Origin of the sequence: Spiroplasma alleghenense (assembly GCF_003363775.1) — a bacterium.
In the GTDB taxonomy this organism is placed as follows: Bacteria; Bacillota_I; Bacilli_A; order Mycoplasmatales; family Mycoplasmataceae; genus Spiroplasma_B; species Spiroplasma_B alleghenense.
Genome location: NZ_CP031376.1, coordinates 947279 through 968996 on the forward strand (window position 1 = coordinate 947279; position 21718 = coordinate 968996).

General features: G+C 29.9%; 22 protein-coding genes. 1 reads left to right on the plus strand and 21 read right to left on the minus strand.

The genetic code is table 4. The annotated features are described in order from the left end of the window. Window position 1: 1 nt before the first annotated feature. The 17 genes from SALLE_RS04315 to SALLE_RS04400 form a co-directional block, all read right to left on the minus strand. Window positions 2-1906, minus strand: a complete 1905-nt coding sequence (locus tag SALLE_RS04315; protein WP_115558394.1) for a PTS transporter subunit EIIC — start codon at window positions 1904-1906, stop codon at window positions 2-4. A gap of 62 nt (window positions 1907-1968) precedes the next feature. Continuing rightward, window positions 1969-2484 (minus strand): lipoprotein, encoded by a 516-nt coding sequence (locus tag SALLE_RS04320; protein ID WP_115558395.1) that lies wholly within the window; start codon window positions 2482-2484, stop codon window positions 1969-1971. A 176-nt stretch (window positions 2485-2660) separates the two neighbouring features. Beyond that, window positions 2661-3020, minus strand: coding sequence for a 50S ribosomal protein L20 (gene rplT / locus SALLE_RS04325; RefSeq protein ID WP_115558396.1), 360 nt, complete (start codon window positions 3018-3020; stop codon window positions 2661-2663). 16 nt (window positions 3021-3036) lie between these two features. Then, complete coding sequence (gene rpmI / locus SALLE_RS04330; protein WP_115558397.1) at window positions 3037-3231, minus strand: 50S ribosomal protein L35; 195 nt, start codon at window positions 3229-3231, stop codon at window positions 3037-3039. A 22-nt stretch (window positions 3232-3253) separates the two neighbouring features. Then, window positions 3254-3787 carry a translation initiation factor IF-3 gene (gene infC, locus SALLE_RS04335; RefSeq protein WP_115558398.1) on the minus strand — a complete coding sequence of 178 codons (534 nt, stop codon included), beginning with the start codon at window positions 3785-3787 and terminating at the stop codon, window positions 3254-3256. Window positions 3788-4002: 215 nt separating this feature from the next. Then, entirely contained in the window at window positions 4003-4500 is a 498-nt protein-coding gene (locus SALLE_RS04340) for a lipoprotein (RefSeq protein WP_162807957.1), read from the minus strand. A gap of 84 nt (window positions 4501-4584) precedes the next feature. Beyond that, a complete protein-coding gene (locus SALLE_RS04345; protein ID WP_115558400.1) occupies window positions 4585-5289 on the minus strand; it encodes a phage minor capsid protein in 705 nt (234 codons plus the stop codon). Further along, the gene (locus tag SALLE_RS04350) at window positions 5273-5482 is read right to left on the minus strand and encodes a hypothetical protein (protein ID WP_115558401.1); all 210 of its coding nucleotides are present in this window, start codon (window positions 5480-5482) and stop codon (window positions 5273-5275) included. Before SALLE_RS04350 ends, SALLE_RS04345 begins: the two co-directional genes overlap by 17 nt. A 14-nt stretch (window positions 5483-5496) precedes the next feature. Further along, window positions 5497-5772, minus strand: a complete 276-nt coding sequence (locus tag SALLE_RS04355; RefSeq protein WP_115558402.1) for a hypothetical protein — start codon at window positions 5770-5772, stop codon at window positions 5497-5499. Between the two features lie 815 nt (window positions 5773-6587). Continuing rightward, the gene (locus tag SALLE_RS04365; protein WP_162807958.1) at window positions 6588-7199 is read right to left on the minus strand and encodes a hypothetical protein; all 612 of its coding nucleotides are present in this window, start codon (window positions 7197-7199) and stop codon (window positions 6588-6590) included. Between the two features lie 2 nt (window positions 7200-7201). Further along, entirely contained in the window at window positions 7202-8197 is a 996-nt protein-coding gene (locus tag SALLE_RS04370; RefSeq protein ID WP_115558405.1) for a putative cysteine peptidase, read from the minus strand. 26 nt (window positions 8198-8223) lie between these two features. Beyond that, on the minus strand, window positions 8224-8838 hold the full coding sequence (locus tag SALLE_RS04375; protein ID WP_115558406.1) for a hypothetical protein: 615 nt from the start codon (window positions 8836-8838) through the stop codon (window positions 8224-8226). A 31-nt stretch (window positions 8839-8869) separates the two neighbouring features. Next, window positions 8870-9469, minus strand: a complete 600-nt coding sequence (locus tag SALLE_RS04380; protein ID WP_115558407.1) for a hypothetical protein — start codon at window positions 9467-9469, stop codon at window positions 8870-8872. A 187-nt stretch (window positions 9470-9656) separates the two neighbouring features. Beyond that, window positions 9657-10754: a DUF871 domain-containing protein gene (locus SALLE_RS04385; protein WP_115558408.1), complete on the minus strand. Its 1098-nt coding sequence runs from the start codon at window positions 10752-10754 to the stop codon at window positions 9657-9659. A gap of 58 nt (window positions 10755-10812) precedes the next feature. Further along, complete coding sequence (locus SALLE_RS04390; protein ID WP_115558409.1) at window positions 10813-13020, minus strand: PTS sugar transporter subunit IIC; 2208 nt, start codon at window positions 13018-13020, stop codon at window positions 10813-10815. Window positions 13021-13076: 56 nt separating this feature from the next. After that, a complete protein-coding gene (locus SALLE_RS04395) occupies window positions 13077-13397 on the minus strand; it encodes a PTS sugar transporter subunit IIA (protein WP_115558410.1) in 321 nt (106 codons plus the stop codon). Window positions 13398-13401: 4 nt separating this feature from the next. After that, on the minus strand, window positions 13402-13698 hold the full coding sequence (locus tag SALLE_RS04400; RefSeq protein WP_115558411.1) for a PTS sugar transporter subunit IIB: 297 nt from the start codon (window positions 13696-13698) through the stop codon (window positions 13402-13404). A 125-nt stretch (window positions 13699-13823) separates the two neighbouring features. On the opposite strand from SALLE_RS04400, the gene SALLE_RS04405 reads away from it, so the two are divergent. Then, window positions 13824-14012: a hypothetical protein gene (locus tag SALLE_RS04405; RefSeq protein WP_115558412.1), complete on the plus strand. Its 189-nt coding sequence runs from the start codon at window positions 13824-13826 to the stop codon at window positions 14010-14012. Between the two features lie 74 nt (window positions 14013-14086). Here the strand turns inward: SALLE_RS04405 and SALLE_RS04410 are convergent, their stop codons facing one another. From SALLE_RS04410 to SALLE_RS04425, 4 genes are all read right to left on the minus strand, one after another. Continuing rightward, window positions 14087-15952, minus strand: a complete 1866-nt coding sequence (locus SALLE_RS04410; protein ID WP_115558413.1) for a lipoprotein — start codon at window positions 15950-15952, stop codon at window positions 14087-14089. A gap of 15 nt (window positions 15953-15967) precedes the next feature. Further along, a complete protein-coding gene (locus SALLE_RS04415) occupies window positions 15968-17818 on the minus strand; it encodes a lipoprotein (protein ID WP_115558414.1) in 1851 nt (616 codons plus the stop codon). Window positions 17819-17911: 93 nt separating this feature from the next. Next, window positions 17912-19762: a hypothetical protein gene (locus SALLE_RS04420; RefSeq protein ID WP_115558415.1), complete on the minus strand. Its 1851-nt coding sequence runs from the start codon at window positions 19760-19762 to the stop codon at window positions 17912-17914. 41 nt (window positions 19763-19803) lie between these two features. After that, a complete protein-coding gene (locus SALLE_RS04425; RefSeq protein ID WP_115558416.1) occupies window positions 19804-21639 on the minus strand; it encodes a hypothetical protein in 1836 nt (611 codons plus the stop codon). Window positions 21640-21718: the final 79 nt, after the last annotated feature.

Below are 21718 nucleotides of genomic sequence, written 5' to 3' on the forward strand. Positions count from 1 at the left end.
TTTAACCCTCAACTTTCATTGCTTTTGAACCAGTGGTTTTAATAACACCCTCTGATACTTTACTTGCGTCTTTAACTTCAACTATTAATTCAGTTTTTGAGTGATCTAAATCAATAATGTTGTCTTTTCCTCCAAGTGCTTTTAGTAATTTTTCAGCGCTAGCTGCATCTTTTTTAGTACCTTTTGCAAGTGATGCTTTTAAAGCTTCAACTGCTACGTTTTCTTCACCAGCATCTTCACGACCTGGAGTTTTGTAATCTTTTACTTTAATAATTCATCAGAATCCGAAGAAGTATGATGGTGACATGATTAGCAATCCGTAGATTGGAATTCACATTGCCCCAGTTCTTCCTGCTCAACTTCCAAATGCTGGATTTCCACTAGTTCCTGTTGAGTATCCTGGGATAATTCCAAAGAAGATTCAATCGATAAATCCAGCGGCAAATCCTTGACCAACAGTTACATTTAATAAGTACGCCATCATGAAACTAATTCCAGCCATGAATGCATCAAATAGGTATAACATTGGAGCAACAAATAAGAATGAGAATAAGATTGGTTCTGTAATTCCTGTTAAGAAACTTGTTGCAGCTGCTGAAATCAAAATTCCTGAACTTTGTTTTCTATTTTCTGGTTTAGCCATCATAATCATTGCAGCTGCCCCGAATGGGTAACCGTATTGCATGAAGGCAAAACGTCCTGACATAAACATTGTTCCTACTTCATTAGTAAACTTACCAATTTGAATAGACCAAACTCCATCAGAAGATTGTGAAAGTTGGTTCGCAAAGTTAGAACTTCAAACCTCATTGTTCATTAGAATTTGGTGAGCTTCATCAGTCATTTGTCAACCGTTTCCACCCATTCATTTCATTTGTTCAAAGAAGATTGTGTAAGCTCCTGAAGTCATTGTTCAACCTGTAATAATGTTGTTTGAATCAATAACTGGAGTTAATCATTCCCCTCCAGCTGATGTATATCAGAATGGAGTATATTGTACGTGGTGTAGTCCCATAGGAATCAATAGACGTTCGGTAACCCCGAAGAAGAAAGCAACTAGTGCTCCTGCTGTTCTAGTGTACTCTTCTTTTCCACCAATTCCCATTAATGATCCCATTCCTGTTCCAATTAGGTATAGTAATTGTAGGAATGCTGGTCAAATAAAGAAGAATGCTAATCCTGCTGCGATTCCAAAGAAGAAACCAGCAATAGGAACAAATTTTTCTCCACCAAAGAATCCTAAGATTCTTGGTACTTTAATATTATATGTACGGTTGTGAATAACTGCCATCCCTCAACCAATTAAAATTCCCCCAAGAACTGATAAGTCAAGTGTGGGAGTAATTCCTAGAACGCTTTTTAGCATTCCTTTATTTGTTCCTTCACTTACTAATCCAAATTTACCAGCTAGGCCTCATGGGTCGAATTGAACAATAGCGTCCCCGGCTGTATTAGTTGTTGGTAAGAATAATGCCATTATTGTTGAAGACATAACCATGTATGCAACAAAGGCCGAAACTGCTGCTACCCCTTTAGATTGTTTTGCAAATCCAAATGCTACCGAAGTACAGAAAAGTACTCCAAGTGAGGCAAAAACAACATCACCGATTGACTTCATTATGTTGAAGAAGTTTACCGCTCCGTCTCCTCAATTATTTTGTGAAGCGGCTGCGGCAAATCCCCCCCCAATTCCCAGGAATAACCCGGCAATTGGAAGAACTGCAATCGGGAAAACGATTACTCTTGCTAAATTTTGTAATTTTGAAAAACTGGCACCTTTAAATTGGTTTCAATTTTTTCCAAATTTAGAATTAGCAAAAGCTTCTTTTTTCTCAGCTTTTTTGGCAAGTTTTTGCTCTTTTAAAAGAGCTTTATCGTTATCTATAACGATTTTTTCGTCTGCCATAAATTCTCCTTATATTTTTTTATTTTGATAATTAGATATTTTGTGTATGAAAATTATCCAATCTAGTCTTCTTTTGTACTCATTGTTGTAACAAAAGAACTTTCACCTCTTCAAAGATTGTTACCATCGACTGCTTTAAACGTAACTTTAATGAAGTTAGTTTCAAAAAACTCTGCTTCAGCAAGATTTTTAACATCTTCCTCTGGTTCATCTGGAGTTACCACTTCATCTTTTTTAGATTCATAGTATTTAGTTTTAAATTCCCCGTCTTTTTTATCGTCTCCGTTAATTTCAAAAGTATAGTGTACATTTTCCACTGAACCTTTTACAATTTCGGCTGTGACGGATCTAACTGCGGCAACGTATAACGCAATTGGCAATGTCTTATCAAAACTGTTTGATCCATTGTTAAAATACAAACTAATATTTTCGCCGTCTCGGTTTCATCCGGGCAATTTAGCTTCTATAGAAGAAGCATATTGTTCAAATGAAGCTATTTTGACATCACAAGCAACAACAGCACTAGCCGCTGAAACTGTGACAGTAAAACCTGCTAATAGATTTAATAACTTTTTCAATTTAGCTTTCCTTTCTACCGTACTAATATCTGTACATTTTTATTATAAAGTATTTTTCCATTTTTTCTACATATTTTATAAAAAATTTAGAAAAAATGGAAAAATTAACATTATATAAAATATGTTTTAATAATTTATTTCCAATAAAAAAACTAGGTAAAACCTAGTTTGTTACATTATTTTGCTAAAGATTTTTTAGCAGTCGCAATAATTCCTTCGAACTGCTTTGGTTCATTAATTGCAAGTTCAGATAACATTTTACGGTTAACTTCGATCCCTGCTAATTTTAATCCATTCATGAATTTTGAATAACTCATTCCATGCGGGCGAACTGCTGCATTAATCCTTACAATTCATAAACTTCTAAAATCACGTTTACGTAATTTACGTCCAACGAAGGCATAAGCCATAGAACGAACAACTTGTTCATGTGCCTTTTTGTAACTTGATTTTTTGGTTCCATAATAACCTTTGGCACGTTTTATTCAACGTTTTCTTCTTGCTCTGGTTACTTTACCAAATTTAACTCTTGCCATACTATTTTGCTCCTACCTATCCTTGTAATAAACCTTTTAAACGTTTCATATCTGTTGAATGAACAAATATAACTTTTTTTAGGTGTCTTTTTTGTTTTGTTGATTTGTTTTGTGCTAAGTGTGAACAATAAGCTTGACCACGTTTTCATTTTCCAGCAGCGTTTTTTCTTACACGTTTTGCTAGAGAACTTTTTGTTTTCATTTTTGGCATAAATAAACTCCTCCTTATTTGATTAGCCTTTTTTCGGCACTACATAGACATCTAAGAATCTAGCTGTTAGTTTAGGTTCTTTTTCAACTTTACATACATCCTCAATAATTGCTAGGAATGAATTTAGAGTCTTTTGACCAAATTCTTGATGAACTATTTCTCTACCTTTAAATTTAAGAGATATCTTTACTCTATCTCCATTTGAAAGGAATTCGCGAGCTTTTTTAGCTTTGGTTTCTAAATCATGTTGCCCAATTCCCACTGTTAAACGAATTTCTTTATTTTCAGTCTTAACTTGATTTTTTTTGTTTTCTTTTAGTTTACGTTTTTGTTCATATTTAAACTTTCCATAATCTAAAATCTTTGCAATCGCTGTAAAATTGTCTTGTTGACTAACTTGCATTAAATCAAGTCCTTGATCTTCAGCCATTTTAATCGCTTCCATTTTAGGGATTGGTCCAATTTTGTTTCCATCATTGTCGATGATTAAAACCATTTTAGCTCTGATTTCACGATTGACAAAATCAGACTTTACGTCTTTTTTGATATCTGCCATTTAATTCCTCCATTAAAATAAAAAATGTGCCATTTAAAGACTAATAGCACACTAAAATATTATTAACTCTATAGTTATAATAATCAGATTTTACCGCTTCATTTAATTGACGGTGAGCTTGTGCTACTTCTTTAAACCTTTTTAATTATGACATAATTAGGAAAAAAGTCAATTAAAATTATCAAAAATAACTATTTTAATGATAACTGCTAGAACTAGTTTTCTGGACCATCATTTTCAATATCAAAAATAAGAGTTTTAACTCAAACACCGGTAATTATTTTCATAGTTTCTTCGGTTGCACATTTTTCTATATCTCAAACTCCTCAAGTAAATACAGCATTCTTTAAATCTTCAAATTCCATATTTGGGGAAATAGGAATTGTGGAAATCTCAACCCCAGGATTAAATTTTCAAAACTGTAAAAGTTTAAAATAAAATGCAGATCTTAGAATTAAAAACATTTGATGGTTGGTATTTTCTTTGGCAAAATCAAGGTATTCTTGTATATATTTAGAATTATTTGATCTAACTTTATTTAAAATTTGATAGTTAACCACTTCGCTAATATCCAATAATTCCTGCCATTGTTTTCCGAAAAATACTTCATAGTCCTTTAAAATTACCTCATTTTTTTTATTACAAGACACTACAGCTATCGAACTTGTCGAGACAAGAGACAGCGATGATAAAAAAATTAAAATCTTTTTCATCATTTCATTTCCTTTCAAGATATTATCTCTTCCAGAAATATATTAACTCAAAATATAAAATAAACAATAATAAGTTTCTGAAAACTAAGAAAATCTTTTAATTTCATCAATAATAGGATCTTCACGTTGTAAATTCCTTTTTAAATGATTTTTATCTAGAAAATCCAAATATTTAAGATTTTCTATTTCAAGCTTTTTTTTGCTTTCATTAACAATTTCATCTTTGCTACTATTATTAATTTCATAGTTCAAATCACGGATTTTTTGCTCAAATTCGTACTGTTTTAGACGCAAATTAAATCTATTAATCTTGTGCTCTTCGCTGAATTGCTTCTCAGGAATAACAGTAACTCCTTCAAAGTAGTCTAAATCAATGTGTTTGCAACCCACATGGTGATATCCAGCAGCTATTGCTTCTTTCATCGTTGGTGCTTGTGAGTGTTCCTCAGCGATGATTATGACAGTGTTTTCTCAAGGTCGACACAAATCACAAGGATCCTCTTCTTCGCGAACATAAACAACCTTAGATAATCTAAGTGATTGTTTTTTACCAAACCAGTTATAAACTCCCATATAGGGTTCATTTTTCTTAACTTTAATTTTTTCGTTAGTAATTTTTTCAAGCACTTCTTCTTTAACTACTTTTTTGCGTGATATTTTACCTCAAGGAATTAACAATAGTAGTAGTAATATAAAAACTATGATGACCACAATTACTCATCAAGGTAGATTATTGATTTCATTAGCATTTGGCCTGTTGGCTAGGATTAGGTTAGTTATTATGTTCATTTAAAACCTCGTAATATTGATGAATTGCTTTAATATCAATTTTCTGTTGGCGTTCACAAACCCCACAATTAAAAACCTTTAAATGATTTTTGTCTTCAGATAGTTTATCGTTGAACAAGAATTTTTGATAATTCCAACACTTTTTGCAAAATATGAAAAGGAATTCTGTTTGGTTATTTAATTTTTCTTCCATAATATATCTTCTTTCTATTTATTGGGGATGTAGAAACTAATTCCCATTGCAAACATAAATATTCCAGCAACTACACATAAAAATATCATAAAAATAAAGAAATAATTTTGTCAAAAACTAAAGATCTTATAGCGACCACTTTCGGTTGTAAAATCCGCCTTTTCAACCTTTCTTTTTCTTAATCATCTTTTGTAAATAAAAACAAAACCAATAGCTAATAAAACTGCTAAAAAACTAAATCCAATTAGTAAATTGCTGGTTAACTTTGATAATTCTTGAGCGAGTAACATAGATATCTCCTTTTTATAAATTATAACCGATTAATTATTGGAAAAGCAACATTTAGAAATTTCAAAGATTTAAATTTTTTATTAAATAAAATTTTGAACTAAATTTATTATTGACTAAAATCCATAAAGTACTATAATCTATTAAATTCAAGATTAAAGATAGAATCAAAAGGAGAAGTTCTTATGAAAAATCGATTAATCCCTAGTATGTTAATATCTTTATTACTAACACTAATAATAACCGATTTAATTGCTCCGCTACTATTTTTTCAAAATGATAATTGACCCGTTTGAGGAATTGTATTATCCTCAATTGGTTTTATAATTTTAAGCCTTCTTATCATATTATATTTTTTTAGAAATTATTTAAAAAAATGTCCAAATTGAATTTCTAAAGTTTATGATGTTTGTTTTATTAATTTTGGGCAATTTAAAATTAATCAATTATTATTTTTAATTACCGTTTTTGTAATTTCAGGAGCTATTACACTTGGCTCAAGCACTGCTTGGTCAATAATTTATACCTTCTTAAATATTTATACGCAAATAAATTTGGACATTGTTTTCTTTATGTACATGTTAAGTTTTATGCTTTTGTTAGTCTATATTGGAGCTATAATATGAGTCATATTGATTTATGGTAAATCTCAAAACTTTTACCATGATGTTCGCTGAGCATGTTTGTTATTACCATTATTTGGATGAATTTATTTTTTCACCTTCCAACCTTCAAAAAGAGATTTGGCTTAATTAAAAAACAAAATTACCTCGAAAACTACTTTTCTAAGGTAGTAATTTGAGGTAATTTTTATTTATTAATTGACTGTATAGTTAACAATAACATTAACCAATTCAGCTTCTTGTCATTTTATTGAATAGTTTTTTAGTGCTTTCTGAGATTCATTTTGATCCAGTAAATTTGTTAACTTAAATAAAATATAGTCATTGTTTTCATCAATTTGATGAGTTAGTTCAAATCTTGTATCATTTTTATCCCCATATGGAATCTCATCAACTTCATAATCATATGATTTATTTGCAATAACAACGGGAATGAAACAACTTTCATATTTTTGCCTGAAATTACAATGAAAATCATTTCCCTCATGTGAAGTAAATTCTAATTTGGAACGAAAATAGACTTCAACTTTTCGTTTATTATAATTTTTTAGTTCGCTTTTAGCAGGGCCAACATAAGCTTTATTCGAATATACTAATTCAATTTCCAACTCAATATCTTCAACCAAAGGATTTCTAGCCCTAAATTCCTTTTCTATAGTTGTCTTTTTCAAATCTGGCAAGTATCCCATTTCACGCTCATACATGTATTTATCTAAGGATTTTTTGCTACTTTTACAAGAAACTACGCTTATAGGTAAGGGGGTAATAATTGAAAAACTTAAAAATAGTTTTAGGATTTTTCTCATTATTATTTATAATTGTCGAGAAATTCCATATTTGCAAAGTCATTAGCTGTCTTTCCCATTCTTTCTAGTTCGGTTCAACTATATAACTCCCCTTGGTACTTAAAGCGTTTTTTTAAGGCTTGTTTTGGCTTATTTGGATTCGGGTAGAATGCATTTCAAAATCCACCCGAAAAAGTACTTCACAAAAGAGATTTTTTAATAATTCTAATCGGTTGACTATCTGGTCATCCATAGTGAACAACATAACTATCTGTTGATTTGTTGTATCCAAAGATTACAATATTGTGTTTGTGCTTAGTCCAAGACATCATTACCGGCACTCTATGTTTCAACAAATTGTCCTCAGGGCTTGAAGTATGCCAAAAACTCGCACTATATTCATTTGCAATATTGGCTTCGCGGGATTGAATTTGGATTCACTTATTGAACGTATTTTGAACCGATCCCCCAACTAATAAGTCTAGTTTAAAATTATTTAAATTTCACAGTTTAGATGCCAGAGAGCTATCCATTGTTTCGTATTCTTTAAATGAGTATCTATGAATTGGTGCTTGTATCTTTCCCTCTTCTTTGATGCCAAAATCAAAGTATTTTCTAAAGTTATCATCATTAATTACTTCTGAAGTTACAAAAAGTTCAAGATAAGTAAGTATCATCGCCAGAGAATTGTATTCACAAAGACCTTTTTTTAGTTTTCCTTTTTCTCTATACCTAGCTTCGCTATAACCAAAAGACTCTTCTTTTTTTAATTTGAAAAATCATTCAAAATTTGGGACAAGTTCAAAATCTGTCTGGTTATTTTCATAAAATAAATCGGAAGGATTATTTATAGGATCACCAGGTTGCTCACCGCCAGCACTTTTAAAATAATAATCTGGAATATCATTTACAGTTTCAGAACTTTCATCTTTTGATTGTGTTTCTATTGAATTCTTGGCATTTGTTATGTAAGGAGCAGAAATTAATAACGAACTCAAAATAAGTAATATTTTTTTCATAGTTTTATTCCTTTCTTTCTTTTAATTTAATTTGAGTGATAAATGTTTATATTAGCTATGTGGATATTTGGGATTGAAATAGAAATAGATGTTATTTTGTCTTGGTAGCTTTGATGAAAAAATGAGCAAGTACAAGTTACTAGAAGATAATCTTTATTTTCAGCAATACTTCACTGTGCAGAAATCGTTTGATCTCAATTATTTTTAATACTAATTTTATTTTCGTTTTTTTGAGGGTCAAAAGTTTTGTCTAAAATGCTTATAAAAGTAAAACATTTATCTCCCTTTTTTCTAAATATACAATTTGAATCAAGGTTACCAGGACTTCCAAAAGTTATTTTACTTTGATAATTTATTATGGCTAGGCTACCGCTTTTAACAATTAAACTTTCGCTTCTACCTTCAACTAATATGAAATTAGATTTTATGACAAAATCAAAGTCATTAGATTCAATTCTGGGGTTGAGTTTTATAATTAATTGACCAATAATTTCAAAGTTTGGGTTTGGAATAAAACCGAAATCATGGATATCAATCAAATCATCGACAGGGATTTTTTCAGGTTCACATGAAACAGTATTTGGCAAAATTAGTCCCGTAACTACAAATAAATTCATTAAAGTCATAATAATTTTTTTCATATTTAACTCCTAACTGTTTAATTAATACAATTTATTTAATGTCATCATAAATTATGGCGACTTTAACCAATCTGACTTTTTGTCAAAAAATGGTAAAACGAGCAGTTTTTTGATTGTTATTAAAGATAACTAAAATATAATCTCTTGTTCATTTAAATTTGATGTCAAGAAATTGTTCTATATCATTATCAGAGTTTCCAAAAACAATTCTTTCATCATTATTTTCATTATATGAACTATCCATAATTTTTATTGGTAAAACACACTTACCACTTTTGGGGTAAACACGACAATTATATCGAATGTTATAAGAACTTCCATAGTCCAATTTTGATTTAAAAGTAATTTCAACTCGACTGTATCTACGAACAGTTTTCTCATCATAATTAGCCAATAAAAACGCTGAATGCGCATACATTTTAAAGGAAAAAGTATTAGGAACTAATCTTGGGTTTTTCTCAAATAAAGCTGTCAAAAAATCATCCCTTTTAATACTTGGTACATAGCCCAAATCTTTATTATCGATGAAATCTGCAATTGGGTTACTGCTTACATCTAAAAAACCAACATCAAGACTTGTAATTGTCCCAATTCCAAAAAAACTTGAAAGAATTATTAAAATTTTCTTCACTACACCACACCACACCTTTCAGTGATTAATATTTTTTATAAATCTTAGATCCAAAACTTTTCTTTTTGTTTATTTTAAAACTTTTCTACCCTTATGGTAAGGCTTAATTTCTTATATGTCAATGCTTATTTATAAATAATTAAAATTAAAAAAAACTTCTTGCTATAAAAATAACAAGAAGTTTTTTTTAATTTTTTTTAAATTGATATCGATTGTTTGCTTTAATAAAGTTTAGTAAAAATAATTCTTCTGGCTTTATAGAACCTATGAAGTTATATTTTTTTTCATCGTCTTTAAAGTTGTCTTGCAAGATGATGTGACACTCCCCTTTATAATGAGCATCATTGTCATTGATAATTACAACATCTCCTTTATTGTAACTGGCTTTTTGTTTACCGACCAAGATTTTCTCAGCTTTGTAGTAAACTCGAGTCATTGTGTAACGAATAAAGGCTTCGGTAATATCCATTCTTCTAAAATGTAAGTGATTAAATAAGATTTTTTCTTCTACTGGTGAAACCTGATGAGCAGTTTTAAAATCAAAAGTAATTTCATCACGATCAATTTGAGAAACCAATTTCAATTCCTCTTCGCTTGCATATGCATTACCAAAGAAAATCACATCGACTTCATCACAATACATTAAGATTTTAGCCTGACTAACAACATCATAGAATCTCATGAATTCTAAAGTGGGAAATTCTTTATTTCCCAAGGCTGGACCTTGGGTTCCTACATGACTTCCAATAAAAGCTGCCGTACTTAAACGGTGTTGTAAATACTTTTGATTGGCTTCTTTAAAAAAGTCATAAGGAATGGCAGTATTTTTTTGAGGATAAAAATTATGACACCCACTAAGACGACTCTTAATCGGTTTAAAATCCATCACATTGGTAATTAAATTATCATTGTTTGACATATTTAATTGCACATCAATTCCATAACGGTTATGAGTTAACTCAGCAATTTCACTTGGTAAACTTGGTGAGTCTAGACGAATACAATCAATCCCCATCTCCAAACATTTTTTTGGATCATTTAAATCAATTCCTAATCTTTGTAAAGAAACATTTTCAAAGTCAGCAATAGTGTAAAAACCTATGCTTTTAGCATATTTCAGTGATTTATTTATTTTATCAATTACTTCAATTGGTTGATTATTAACATGGAAATAACTTGTAAATACTTGAGTATATCCAAGCGATTTAGCGAAATCCAAATAGGCTTTATCCTTTTCAAAGGTTGATTGTTCTGGGTAAATTGAAATTCCTAATTGTTTTTTCATAATACTCCCTTTCTAAAAAACAGATTCTAAAGAATCTGTTTTAGTTAATATAAAAATATTAAGCTTTTTGAGTTTTAGCTTCCAATTTTTCAGCTTTAGCTTTCGCTTTGGCTGCTTGGTTAGCCATATATTTGTCTCATTTTGGTTTATATTGTTCAACTTTGCTATCACGAGTTGTTTTAATTTCTGTAGCTTTTTGTAGGTATTTTTCTTCCTTAGCTTTAGCTTTTTTATTGTTATTTTCAATTGCTAAGGCTAGTTTTTCTTTATTTACCATACGTTTTTCTCAGAACTCATTAACTGTAGCAGCATCGTTTAAAGCATTTTCAGCTTTCATTTCGTTAGCCGATACTTTACGTTCAGTAATAACCCCATAACGGTATTCAGGATCATTGTAGTAACGCATTTCTTGGTTGTATTGTTCAATGTTTGATTCTTTTAATTTTTTAAAGTAATTTGCATTATCAATTAGCACGAATGGGAAGTAGAAGATTATACTTACTCCCAAACAAATGGTTGCTGGAATCAGCGCCATGAAGTCAATTGAAGTTAATACTGCTCCAAAGATTCAAGGACTAGTTCAAGGTGTTGCTACATATGAATATTTAACTACTCCAAGAACATCTGGTGAGAATAATCAACCAATAATTAAGTTAACAATTGGTGCAAAGATAAATGGTACAACATAAATTGGGTTCAAAATTAATGGGTATCCGAAGATAGTTGGTTCGTTAATTTGGAAAATCCCTGCTGGAGTAGCGTATTTTGCAACTTCTCGTAATTCTTGACGTTTTGAAACTGCAAAAGTCATAATTAATAATCCTAAAGTAGCTCCACTTCCCCCAACATACATGTATGAATCGAAGAATGGTTTAGTAAATACTCCCATCTGACCTGAAGCAGCTGCCATTTCATAACCCATTGAAGTTACTAAAGCGGCATTGATTCCTAAAATCATTCATCAGATTGGTTCAAAGATACCAGCCATTAGGTTTGATCCGTGAACCCCGAAGAATCAGAAGAATCCAGTAAAGAATACAAAAGCAATTCCTAACCCAATTCCCCCATTACCTGTGGCAAATCCAATGAAAGCACTAGTGAAGATTTTGTAAATAAATGCTCCTGCTCCAAATTGGGTTGCTCCCAGTGTAACTGTTTGAAATGATGCTGATATGATGTATCCTTGGTTAACTGAATCTAAGAAGAAAGACATTTTAGCGGCTTCATCTAGTCAAGCAAAGTTTGAGTGACCTTGTAAAGTTGCTATTGCAGTAGTTCAAACCGCTTGATCGGCTGCTCCTAGAGCGTTATAAGCATCAACAAATAGTTTTTGGTTTTCTATTGTATTGTCTAATGCTAAAATTTGTAGCATTGGAGTTAAAATTTGTTGGTATTCAGCAAAGGCAGCTAAACTACCGTTTTCGCCAAACATTGCTGCAATGTTGTCACCATCAATAGTGCCAAACATTTTTCCAAATTGGTCTGCTGTTAAAGTAAAGTAGGTTCCACTGTTAACAAATCAACCTCCCCCAACAATAGCCATTGAAAGGAAGATAATGTTAATTGCCCCAACAGTTCCTAAAGTAATTACCACTGGTAGGAAAACCGCAAATGATTTTCCAACAGCTGGAGGTACTCCATCTGGTAATTTAATATTTAAAGCTCGAACTCCTGATAAGTATATAAAGAATTCGGTTGCTAATAATCCAAAAATAATTGCTTGGATTAATCCAACTGCTCCCATGAAGAAAGTAACTTCCCCCATACAAGCTAGTAGAAATGCTGATAATGATACAAAACCAGCAATAATTGGTGATTTAAACTGACGGCTTAAAGCAATAAAGTATCCAAATAGGAAAGCAAAGTAAATTGCCATCATTCCTACTGTTACTGTATTAATGTGCCCAAAAGCAAGACCTCCAATTTTTGAAGCTTGTCCTCATCCATTTGATGTATCTGCTAATAGAGCTGTAACACCATCTCATGATACATCTGGATTGGCAGCTTTACAGATTAGACCTAAAAATGAAACATATCCACTTCCAGCTCCACCAAAAATAATTGCATTAATTAAAATACCGATTGAACCAGCAATAATTAATGGAATCATGGTTCCAAAAGAATCTCTAATCGCTGCTAAATGGCGTTGATTTCCAACTTTAGCCATTCCAGGGACAAGTGATTCGTTAATTCATTGTTTAAAAGTGCGCTTTTCTTTTTCTTTTTCACGCGCCTTTTTGACATCAAATTTTTCAACTTCTGCCATGTTTGATACTCCTCTCCATAATTTTTAAAATAAAAATAATGTTTCTGTTTAGGTAATTACTTACCTATTTTTTTATAAACATCAATAAACTCTTTTGCCAACAAAATAATTGTTTGGGTTGTTAGTAATTGATCTTCAGCATGAATAAATAAAATTGGGAAAGTAATTTTCTCTCCTCCAGCTTCTGCACTCACAATATCCATGTGAGTTTTTTCAGCAGTCAGAATTGATTTTTCAGCTTCTTCAATTAAATTCTCAGCCTCTTCAAAACGACCATTTTTAGCAGCATTGATTGCTCCCATCGCATGACCCTTTGCTTCCCCAGCAAAAGCGATTATTGTGAAGGAAATCTCTTCAAAATTTCAAGTTTTAGCCATTTTATTAACCCAACATCCTTATAGCCATTTCACATGCCTCTTTTGCTTTAGCTAAAGCATAAATATTTGCCGGAATTACCTCAACAGGTTTATCAGTTAGTTTTTTCAAGTCCCCTAATGCATAACTTACTTGTGGTCCAACCATGACAATATCTCATTGATCAACTACACTTTTAGCTTCTTGCATTGACATTGCTTCAATTGTTCATTCTAGGCCTTCTTTACGAGCATAATCAGTCATTTTCTTAACTAATGTACTTGTACTCATACCTGCTGAACAGCATAGTAAAATTTTCTTCATTCTATGTTCCTCCAATAAATTTTTCTATAATAATAGTATAACAATTATAGAATTTTTTTCCACAATTTTTATCTAGAAATTACTTTTTCTCTACTTTATGTTAAGATTATTTCAAGGAGAATTTTATGGTAAGTAATTTGATTTATTATTGTTTTATTCCAATTGGACTTTGATTGATATTTTTTATAATCGTTCTTGTTCTTGAAAAATACTTTCAAATTTTTATGCCAAAAAAACTTTTTTGGTTATTACTAACTTTTGTAATTGTTACTTTAATTGTCATTGGAATCGTTATAGCTTCTTTAAATCTTTAATTAAAAAACCGACTTTTAAAAGTCGGTTTTTTGTATGAATTTAATAATTTTTAAGTTTTATATCTTTATAATACCTATTTGCTAAAATCTTTTAATCTTATTCTAGTCGGAGCCTCTCCAAATTCTGCAGGCTGACTATTCAACCTTTTAGGAACAATCATTAGTAGAGGACTGGGATTTAGAAGCAAATTAAAATTTTCACCTGTACCACTTATTCCAAAAGAAAAGTGTTCCATTTCTATTAAATTATCACTTTTATCTAATGAATAAATATAACCATTACTATTTATTTTATAATAAGATTTATCAAAATCCATGGCAGGGTAAGTGTAGAAGGTGTTAATAAAATCTTTAATATCTGGATCAACAGACATCAGTTTTTTTCTTGTATTTTCCAAAGCAGCAATTTGGATTATTCTGGCATCATATTTTACATTAACCTCTAGTTCGTTTAAAATTTCCTCTGGTAATGTTAAATTATAAATAAAATCAGGGTTTTGGCCAATATCAAAATTTGAATACCCTAAAAATTCTCTACAAAATTTAAGTCAAGCCATACCGGCATTATAAGCATATTCAATCGTATTTTCAAAGCTAGTAATTTGACGATTTACAATAAAATAATTAGGCATTTCAATTGTTATATCATTTCCTGTTCCATTTTCTTTGTAAGTTAATGAAATTTTTTTTAAGTCAGTTCCTCATATCGCAATTGTTTTTTTATCTTTTTCTTTATCAATTTTAAATTTGGAAGCAGCCAATTTTTCAGTAAAATATTTCATATAATTATTTGATTCATCTAAAAAATAATCTATATGATAATGGTTAATACTTCAAGAGCTCTCTGTGTCTTTTTCAATAAATTCTCGAATTTCTTTAGGTACTACAAACTTAAAAACTTGATACAAAGGTGAATCAGAAAGATTTTGGTCTCCATCAGTTTCAGCCATTTTTCTTGCAAAATTTTCTATTTCTTGATTTCCATTAGAAGTTAAAGTGCTGATTAATTGGTTCATTTTTATATCATCGCCAATGGTATCTCATCCAAAATTAGAAACAGAATTGGTTACTCCAGATCCAAAAGCACTATAAAGTTTATTTGTAATCAAATTTGAATTGTTTACGTCAATGGAAAACCTTTCAGACTGTTCAACTTTTTCACTGGCATCTATAACTGCTTCACTTATTCTAGATTTTATCGATTCACTACTATTGATTGTTTCTGAAATATCTAAAAAATTACCGCTATTGCTGATAAAAGACATTGAATTTACATATTTATCAGACTCCAATTGTTCTCTAATTGAAATTGACAACTGGTTTAGGCTTTCTGCAATATCGACATCATTAAAGATATTCATTATTTCATTTCAAAAGATTTCGTTATTTGATGAACCACCATCAGCTTCAAGAATTTGAATTTGAAAATCAAATTTAAAAATTATTGATACTACATCATCTGATTTTTTTATTAATTGAATTGAATCTGTTTCAAATTGTCCACTAAAAGGGCTTGAGCTATTTACTAAAATTGGTTTAAAATTAATATTTTGAGTAATATTCTTATTAATGTCATTTTTTAATTTTTCTATATCAACAATATTTTTGAGGTCCTTTGAAATATTGTTAAAACTAGCGTGACTTGAAGGTATTTTAAAATCATTAGTTCCTTGCTCATTCAAAATATCCAAAATTCTTTTAATACTTATACTTTCAAATTTATTTTGAGCGGCTTGGTTTTCCAATAGTAAAAAATCAGTAAAATCTTGGTCTAGATTTCGCTTTATAATTTCGGTTGTTTCATCAATTAACTGCTTTTTTAAAGCATCGTAATCAAACTCTTTACCTTTATTTGAATCTCCTTTTTTACATGCAACAACACTTAGGGGTGCCGAAACGGCTAGAGTTGTTGCAGCAAAAATGCTTAATAATTTCTTCATTATTTGGCCTCCTTTTTATTTTTTAAAATCTATAATTTTTCACTTTGTTGGAGAATCTCCGAATTGATCTGGTTGGCTATTTTTTCTGCCTAAAAAATTTCTATATTGATTTATTTCGTTTCTAGCATCATTGAAGTCAACCCCGCCTCCTCTTCAACTCACTGAAGGGAATTGAAATCCCATCATTTCGCCGTTAGGGCCGAATGAATAAATATAACCATCTGAATTTATTTTAATAAAGGCTTCCGAATTTTCATAAGCTGGAAAAATTGAGAAATAACTTATAAATTCTTTTGCTAAATTATTATTTATCGAAATATCTTCGAGTGCTTTTTCAAAAGCAGCCAATATAATTGTGCGAGAATTATAAGATACTCCCACTTCTAGTTCTTCGATTATATCAGGTGGCAATTCAAGATTATAAATCATTTCTGGGTTTTCATTGACATTAAAATTTTCATAACCAAAAAATTTTCTTAATAATTCAAGTCAAGAAACATTAAATTTATACGTAAATTCATTGGTGTCATCTAAACTCGTTTCCTGACGATTTATCAAATAAAAATCAGGCATTTCAATAGTTATTTCTGTATTAGAATAAGTTTCTGTGTAAGTTACTGAAATATTTTCTAAATCTGTTCCTCATATGGCAATGGTTTTTTTGTCATCATCATGGTCTATTTTTAATTTTGAATTCAGGATTCTTTTTTTGAATAGCTTAAATAGATTTTCATTATTTAGATATTCTTCGATGTTGTAGTGATTAATTGCAATCGAACTTGTTTCATCATTTAATACAAAATTTTGAACAGCTTTGCTAGGGCTCATTTTTTGAAAGCGCGAAAGCGTAACGTCGTCAAATGATCTTTGGGACATTTTTCTTGATCAATTTTCTATTTCTTCAGAACCTCTTGAAATCAACGCACTAAGCAGCCCTTCCGTCCATACATCATCTTCAAAACTATCTCAAGTCCCCGCACTGAAACTGTATGATTGACTTTCTCCGGGTATAATATAATTTTTGTTAGTTTTTAAGTTTTTATTTTCCAAGTTAATAGTAAATCGTTCTGAATTTTCAGTCAATTTTTGCGCTTCATCTACCGCTTCGTTTATTTTTGATTTTATGGAAGAATCTGCATTAATTTTTTCTGTAACTTCTAGAAAATTGCCACTATTGCTGATAAAAGAAAATGAGTTACTATATTTGTCCGATTCTAATTGCTTCACAATTGATTGTGATAAATCATTTAAGTCGTCCACAATATTAATATCTTCAAAAATATTCATTATTTGATGGAAATTAATTGATTCATTTAATACATCACCATTTGCTTCTTGAAGTGCCAAATTAAAACCGAAATTGAATTCAATTGATACTACTTCGTTTGATTTTTTTAATAATTTTATTGATTTAGTTTCAACATCATTTTTAAACGGACTTTGCCCATTAATTAAAATTGGTTTAAAATTGATATTTTGAACAATGTTTTTATTTATCTCATTACCTAATTTTGCTAAATCAATTACACCCTTTAAATCTTTTGATATGTTAATAAAATTTGTAGAGTTTTGGTTTAATTGTAAGCTATCAACATCTTCTTGAGAAAGAATATCTAAAATTTTTATAATGCTAATTGAATCAAACTTTTTTTGAGCTTCTTCGTCTTTTAAGAATAAATATTTTTCAAAATCTTGATTAATATTTTCATTAATAATTAGTGTCATCTCATCAATTAACTGCTTTTTTAAGGCATCATAATCAAATTCTTCACCATTATCTGAATTACCTTTTTTACATGCAACAACACTTAGAGGTGCTGAAACTGCTAAAGTTGTTGCAGCAAAAATGCTTAATAATTTCTTCATTATTTTGCCTCCTTTTAATTTTATTAATAATAACACATATCAGTGTTATTATTAATAAAAAAATTGAAATTTTATATTTTTAAATATGTTGAGTTATCGAATTCATGAAGATATTCTTCATTTAGTCGCTTCTTCACCAAATTCTTCTGGTTGACCAGGATATCTTTTCGGGAAGATTCTATATTGATAGTTAGGATTTTCTAAAGGTTCCAGATCTCCTTCACCTTGTCATCGAAATATTGCCATAGTGTTTTCCTGTTTAATTCCATCTGCATTGAATGAATAAATGTAACCACTAGAATTAATTTTTATGTAGGAGTCTTGTAGTGTTGTTGGGATTATAACAAAACCATTAATTAGCTCGCTAATAATAGGATTACTTATTGAAGTTCTTTTAATTGTTTCCTCTAGTGCCGCCTTCATTATCGGTGCAGAATTGTATGAAATACCCACTTCGAGATTTTTGGTTACATCTTCGGGTAAAGAGATATTATAAACCATTTCAGGATTTTCATTTATATTAAAATTTTCAAAACCAAAAAAGTTACGACAAACTTCGAGAAATCCTATATTGAATTGGCGGTTTAATTCATTAGTATCTATCATGCTGGTTCTTTGACGGTTGAAAGTAAAATAGTCGGGCGTTGTCACTTTTATTTCTTCCTTGGTATCAGGGTCTGTGTATGTTAAAAAAATGTTTTCAAGGGTAGTTCCTCAAATTGCTATTGTTTTTTTATCTTCAATTTTATCAATTTTGAATTTGGAATCAGCTATTTTGGCACTTAAATAAGGGAATAGGTTTTTATTTTTCATATAGTAGTCCAGATTGTAATGGTTCACAGCCCAAGAACTGTTTTCATCTTCTAAAAGCAATGATGCAACTTCATTTTGAACTTTAAATGGATGAATTGCCCTCATAAATTCCAAGTTTTTATTGGCATTTGCTTCTTCAACCATTCTCTGAGCTAATATGTTGATTTTTTCCATTCCCAAAGAAGTAATAGCGCTGAATAATCCCTCTGTTCAAGAATCATCTTCTAAAGTATTTCATTCTCTATTAATTCAATTTTCAGTTTTTGATTCTCCAAAAACTGTATAAAGTTTTTCTGTTACTAAATTAGATTCTTGAGTGTCGATAATAAATCCTTGAGAATTTTCAACATTTGATTGGGCTTCAATAACCGCTTCTTTTATAGTTGATTTTATTGAAAAATCACTATTTATTTTGTCTATGCCTTTAGAAAAATCACCACTATCACTGGTGAAAACCATCGAATTAACATATTTTTCAGATTCAAGCTGTTCTTTAACGCTTTCAGATAGTTCATTAATGGTTTTGGCAACATCAGCGTCTTTAAAAAGATTGATAAATTGTTTATTTATAATAGTTTCATTTAATGTAATACCTTCAGAATTATTAATTTGCAAATTAAATCCAAAATCAAAAACCATTTCTACAACACCATCTGATTTTTTGAGCAATTTAATCGAATTAACTTCATAGTCATTTTTAAATGGGCTACCATTTACAAGAATTGGTTTAAAGTTAATATTTTTAACAATTTTTTCATTAATGTCAGAATTGATTTTAGTTAAATCAACAATTCCTTTAAGATCTTTTGAAATGTCTTTAAAATTTTGAGAATTAAAAGGTAATTGAAGTTCGTTCTTACCTTGTTCTTCAAGAATATTTAAAAATTTTGAAATACTAATCGATTCAAATTGATTTTCTGCTACCTGGTTTTCTAATAATTGATAATTTTTAAAATCTTGATTAAGATTTAAACTAATAATTTCAGAAACCTCTTGAATTAATTTATTTTTAGCAGCTTCATAATCAAATTCGTCCCCATCATTTATAATAGTTCTTTTACAAGCAACCAAACTAACTCCTGCAGAACTGATCATAGTAATTGTTCCCAATAGACAAAGTAATTTTTTCATCAGCTATCTCCTTCTTGACAAATTAATTTATCAAAATTAATTTATTTATTAAACGAATCTATTCTTCAGTAAGTTGGTGTTTCTAGATTAGAAGTCAGAATTTCTTTTCTTCTAGGTATTCTTCTAACCGCTCCATTACCAACCCTTTTATAATTTACTCCAGTTCCCTGTAATCAAAATTCAATTTCTTCAAAAGGTGTTGCATATCCATATTCATTGTATGAGTGAATAAATCCTTCAGAATTTATTTTAATGAATCCATTATCTGATGGTGAAACCCTAAAACTGCTTACAAAATCTCTTAGACGCGGATTGCTTGTTAAAATATCACTAATAGCTTTTTCTAATGCAGCGTTGAGAATCTCACTAGAATTGTAAGAAACACCAACTTTTAAATCACTTAACATATCTTGGGGTAATTTTAAATTGTAAGTAAGATTTGTATTTCCATTAATATTTTCAAACCCTAAAAATTGTCTACAAACTTCTAGTCAAGCAAAATTCACACGATAAACATATTCTTTTGTATTAATTAAATGGGTTTTTTGCCTATTAATAAAGAAATAGTTTGGCATATCAACAGTTGTTTTAGTTCCCGATTGATATTCTTCATATGTGACTGAAATGTTTTCTATTTCTGTTCCCCATATAGCAATGGTTTTTCTATCTTCGGTTTCTGAAAGTTTAAATTTAGATTTTGATATTCTTTCACTAAAATAAGGATAAAGATTTAAATCATTAAGAAAATAATCAATATTATAGTGATTTAAAGCTCATGAACTTTCTTCATCTTTTAACAATAGTTTTTGCACTTTTTCACTTACAATATACGGATTGACCTGATCCATGAATGTATTATTAGTTTGTGAAATTTTTTCATATTGATTCATTCTTAAAGCATAACTATCAATCACATCATAACCCGTTGATGTTATAGCGCTCAATAGACCACCGTATTTGCCATCATCTTGAATATTTTCTCAATACATCAGATTATTAGTTGATTTTGGTTGCGATTCTCCAAAAATTGTGTATAGTTCACTAGTTCTAAGATTAAGATTTTGAAGATCAATGCTATACAGTTTTGAATCTTTTATTGGAATTTTGGCTTCATTAGCAGCTTCTGTTATTTTAGCCTTTAGTAGGATGTCATTGTTCATATCATTTGTTGTTCGCATATAATTACCCGAATTACTCATAAATTCCATTGAATTACTATATTTTTCTGATTCTAACAGTTCACCTATATTATTTGACAATTCAGTAAAACCTTTAGCAATTTCTGCATCTTGGAAAATATTCATTGTATGTTTGTAAGTAACTTTTTCAATTACTAAGTTGCCAGGACGGTCTTTTAGCATTAAATTGAAATTAAAGGTTGCTAAAATTGAAACAGTGTCATTTGTTTTTTTTGTTAATTTGATTTGATTCAATTCAAAATCATTTTTAAATGGTGACTGACCATTAATTAAAATTGGTTTATAGTTAATATTTTGTAAAATTGCTTGATTAATCTGAGTAGTTAATTTTTCTAATTTAACAATATTTGTTAAATCTTTTCCGATTGCTACAAATTCAGATGAATTGGGTGATAATTCTAAAATGTCAACCTTTTTTTCTGAAAGGATCTGTAATATTTTTTTAATATTAATTGAATTGAAGTCATTTAAAGCGATGTCATTTTCAATAAATTGATATCTATTAAAATCTTGATTGAGATTTTGATTAACAATTTCAGTTACCTCAGAAATCAATTGATTTGTTAAAACATCGAAGTCAAACTCAACTTTATTTTCGGTTTTTTTACAGGCCACTACAGACAAAGGAGTGGACACCACCATTGCACTTGCGGCAAAAATACTAAGTAATTTTTTCATAATAATGTCCTCCTCTTATTTAGATAATAATAACACATATTAGTGTAAATATATAAAAAATAACTCTTTTACAAGTTAT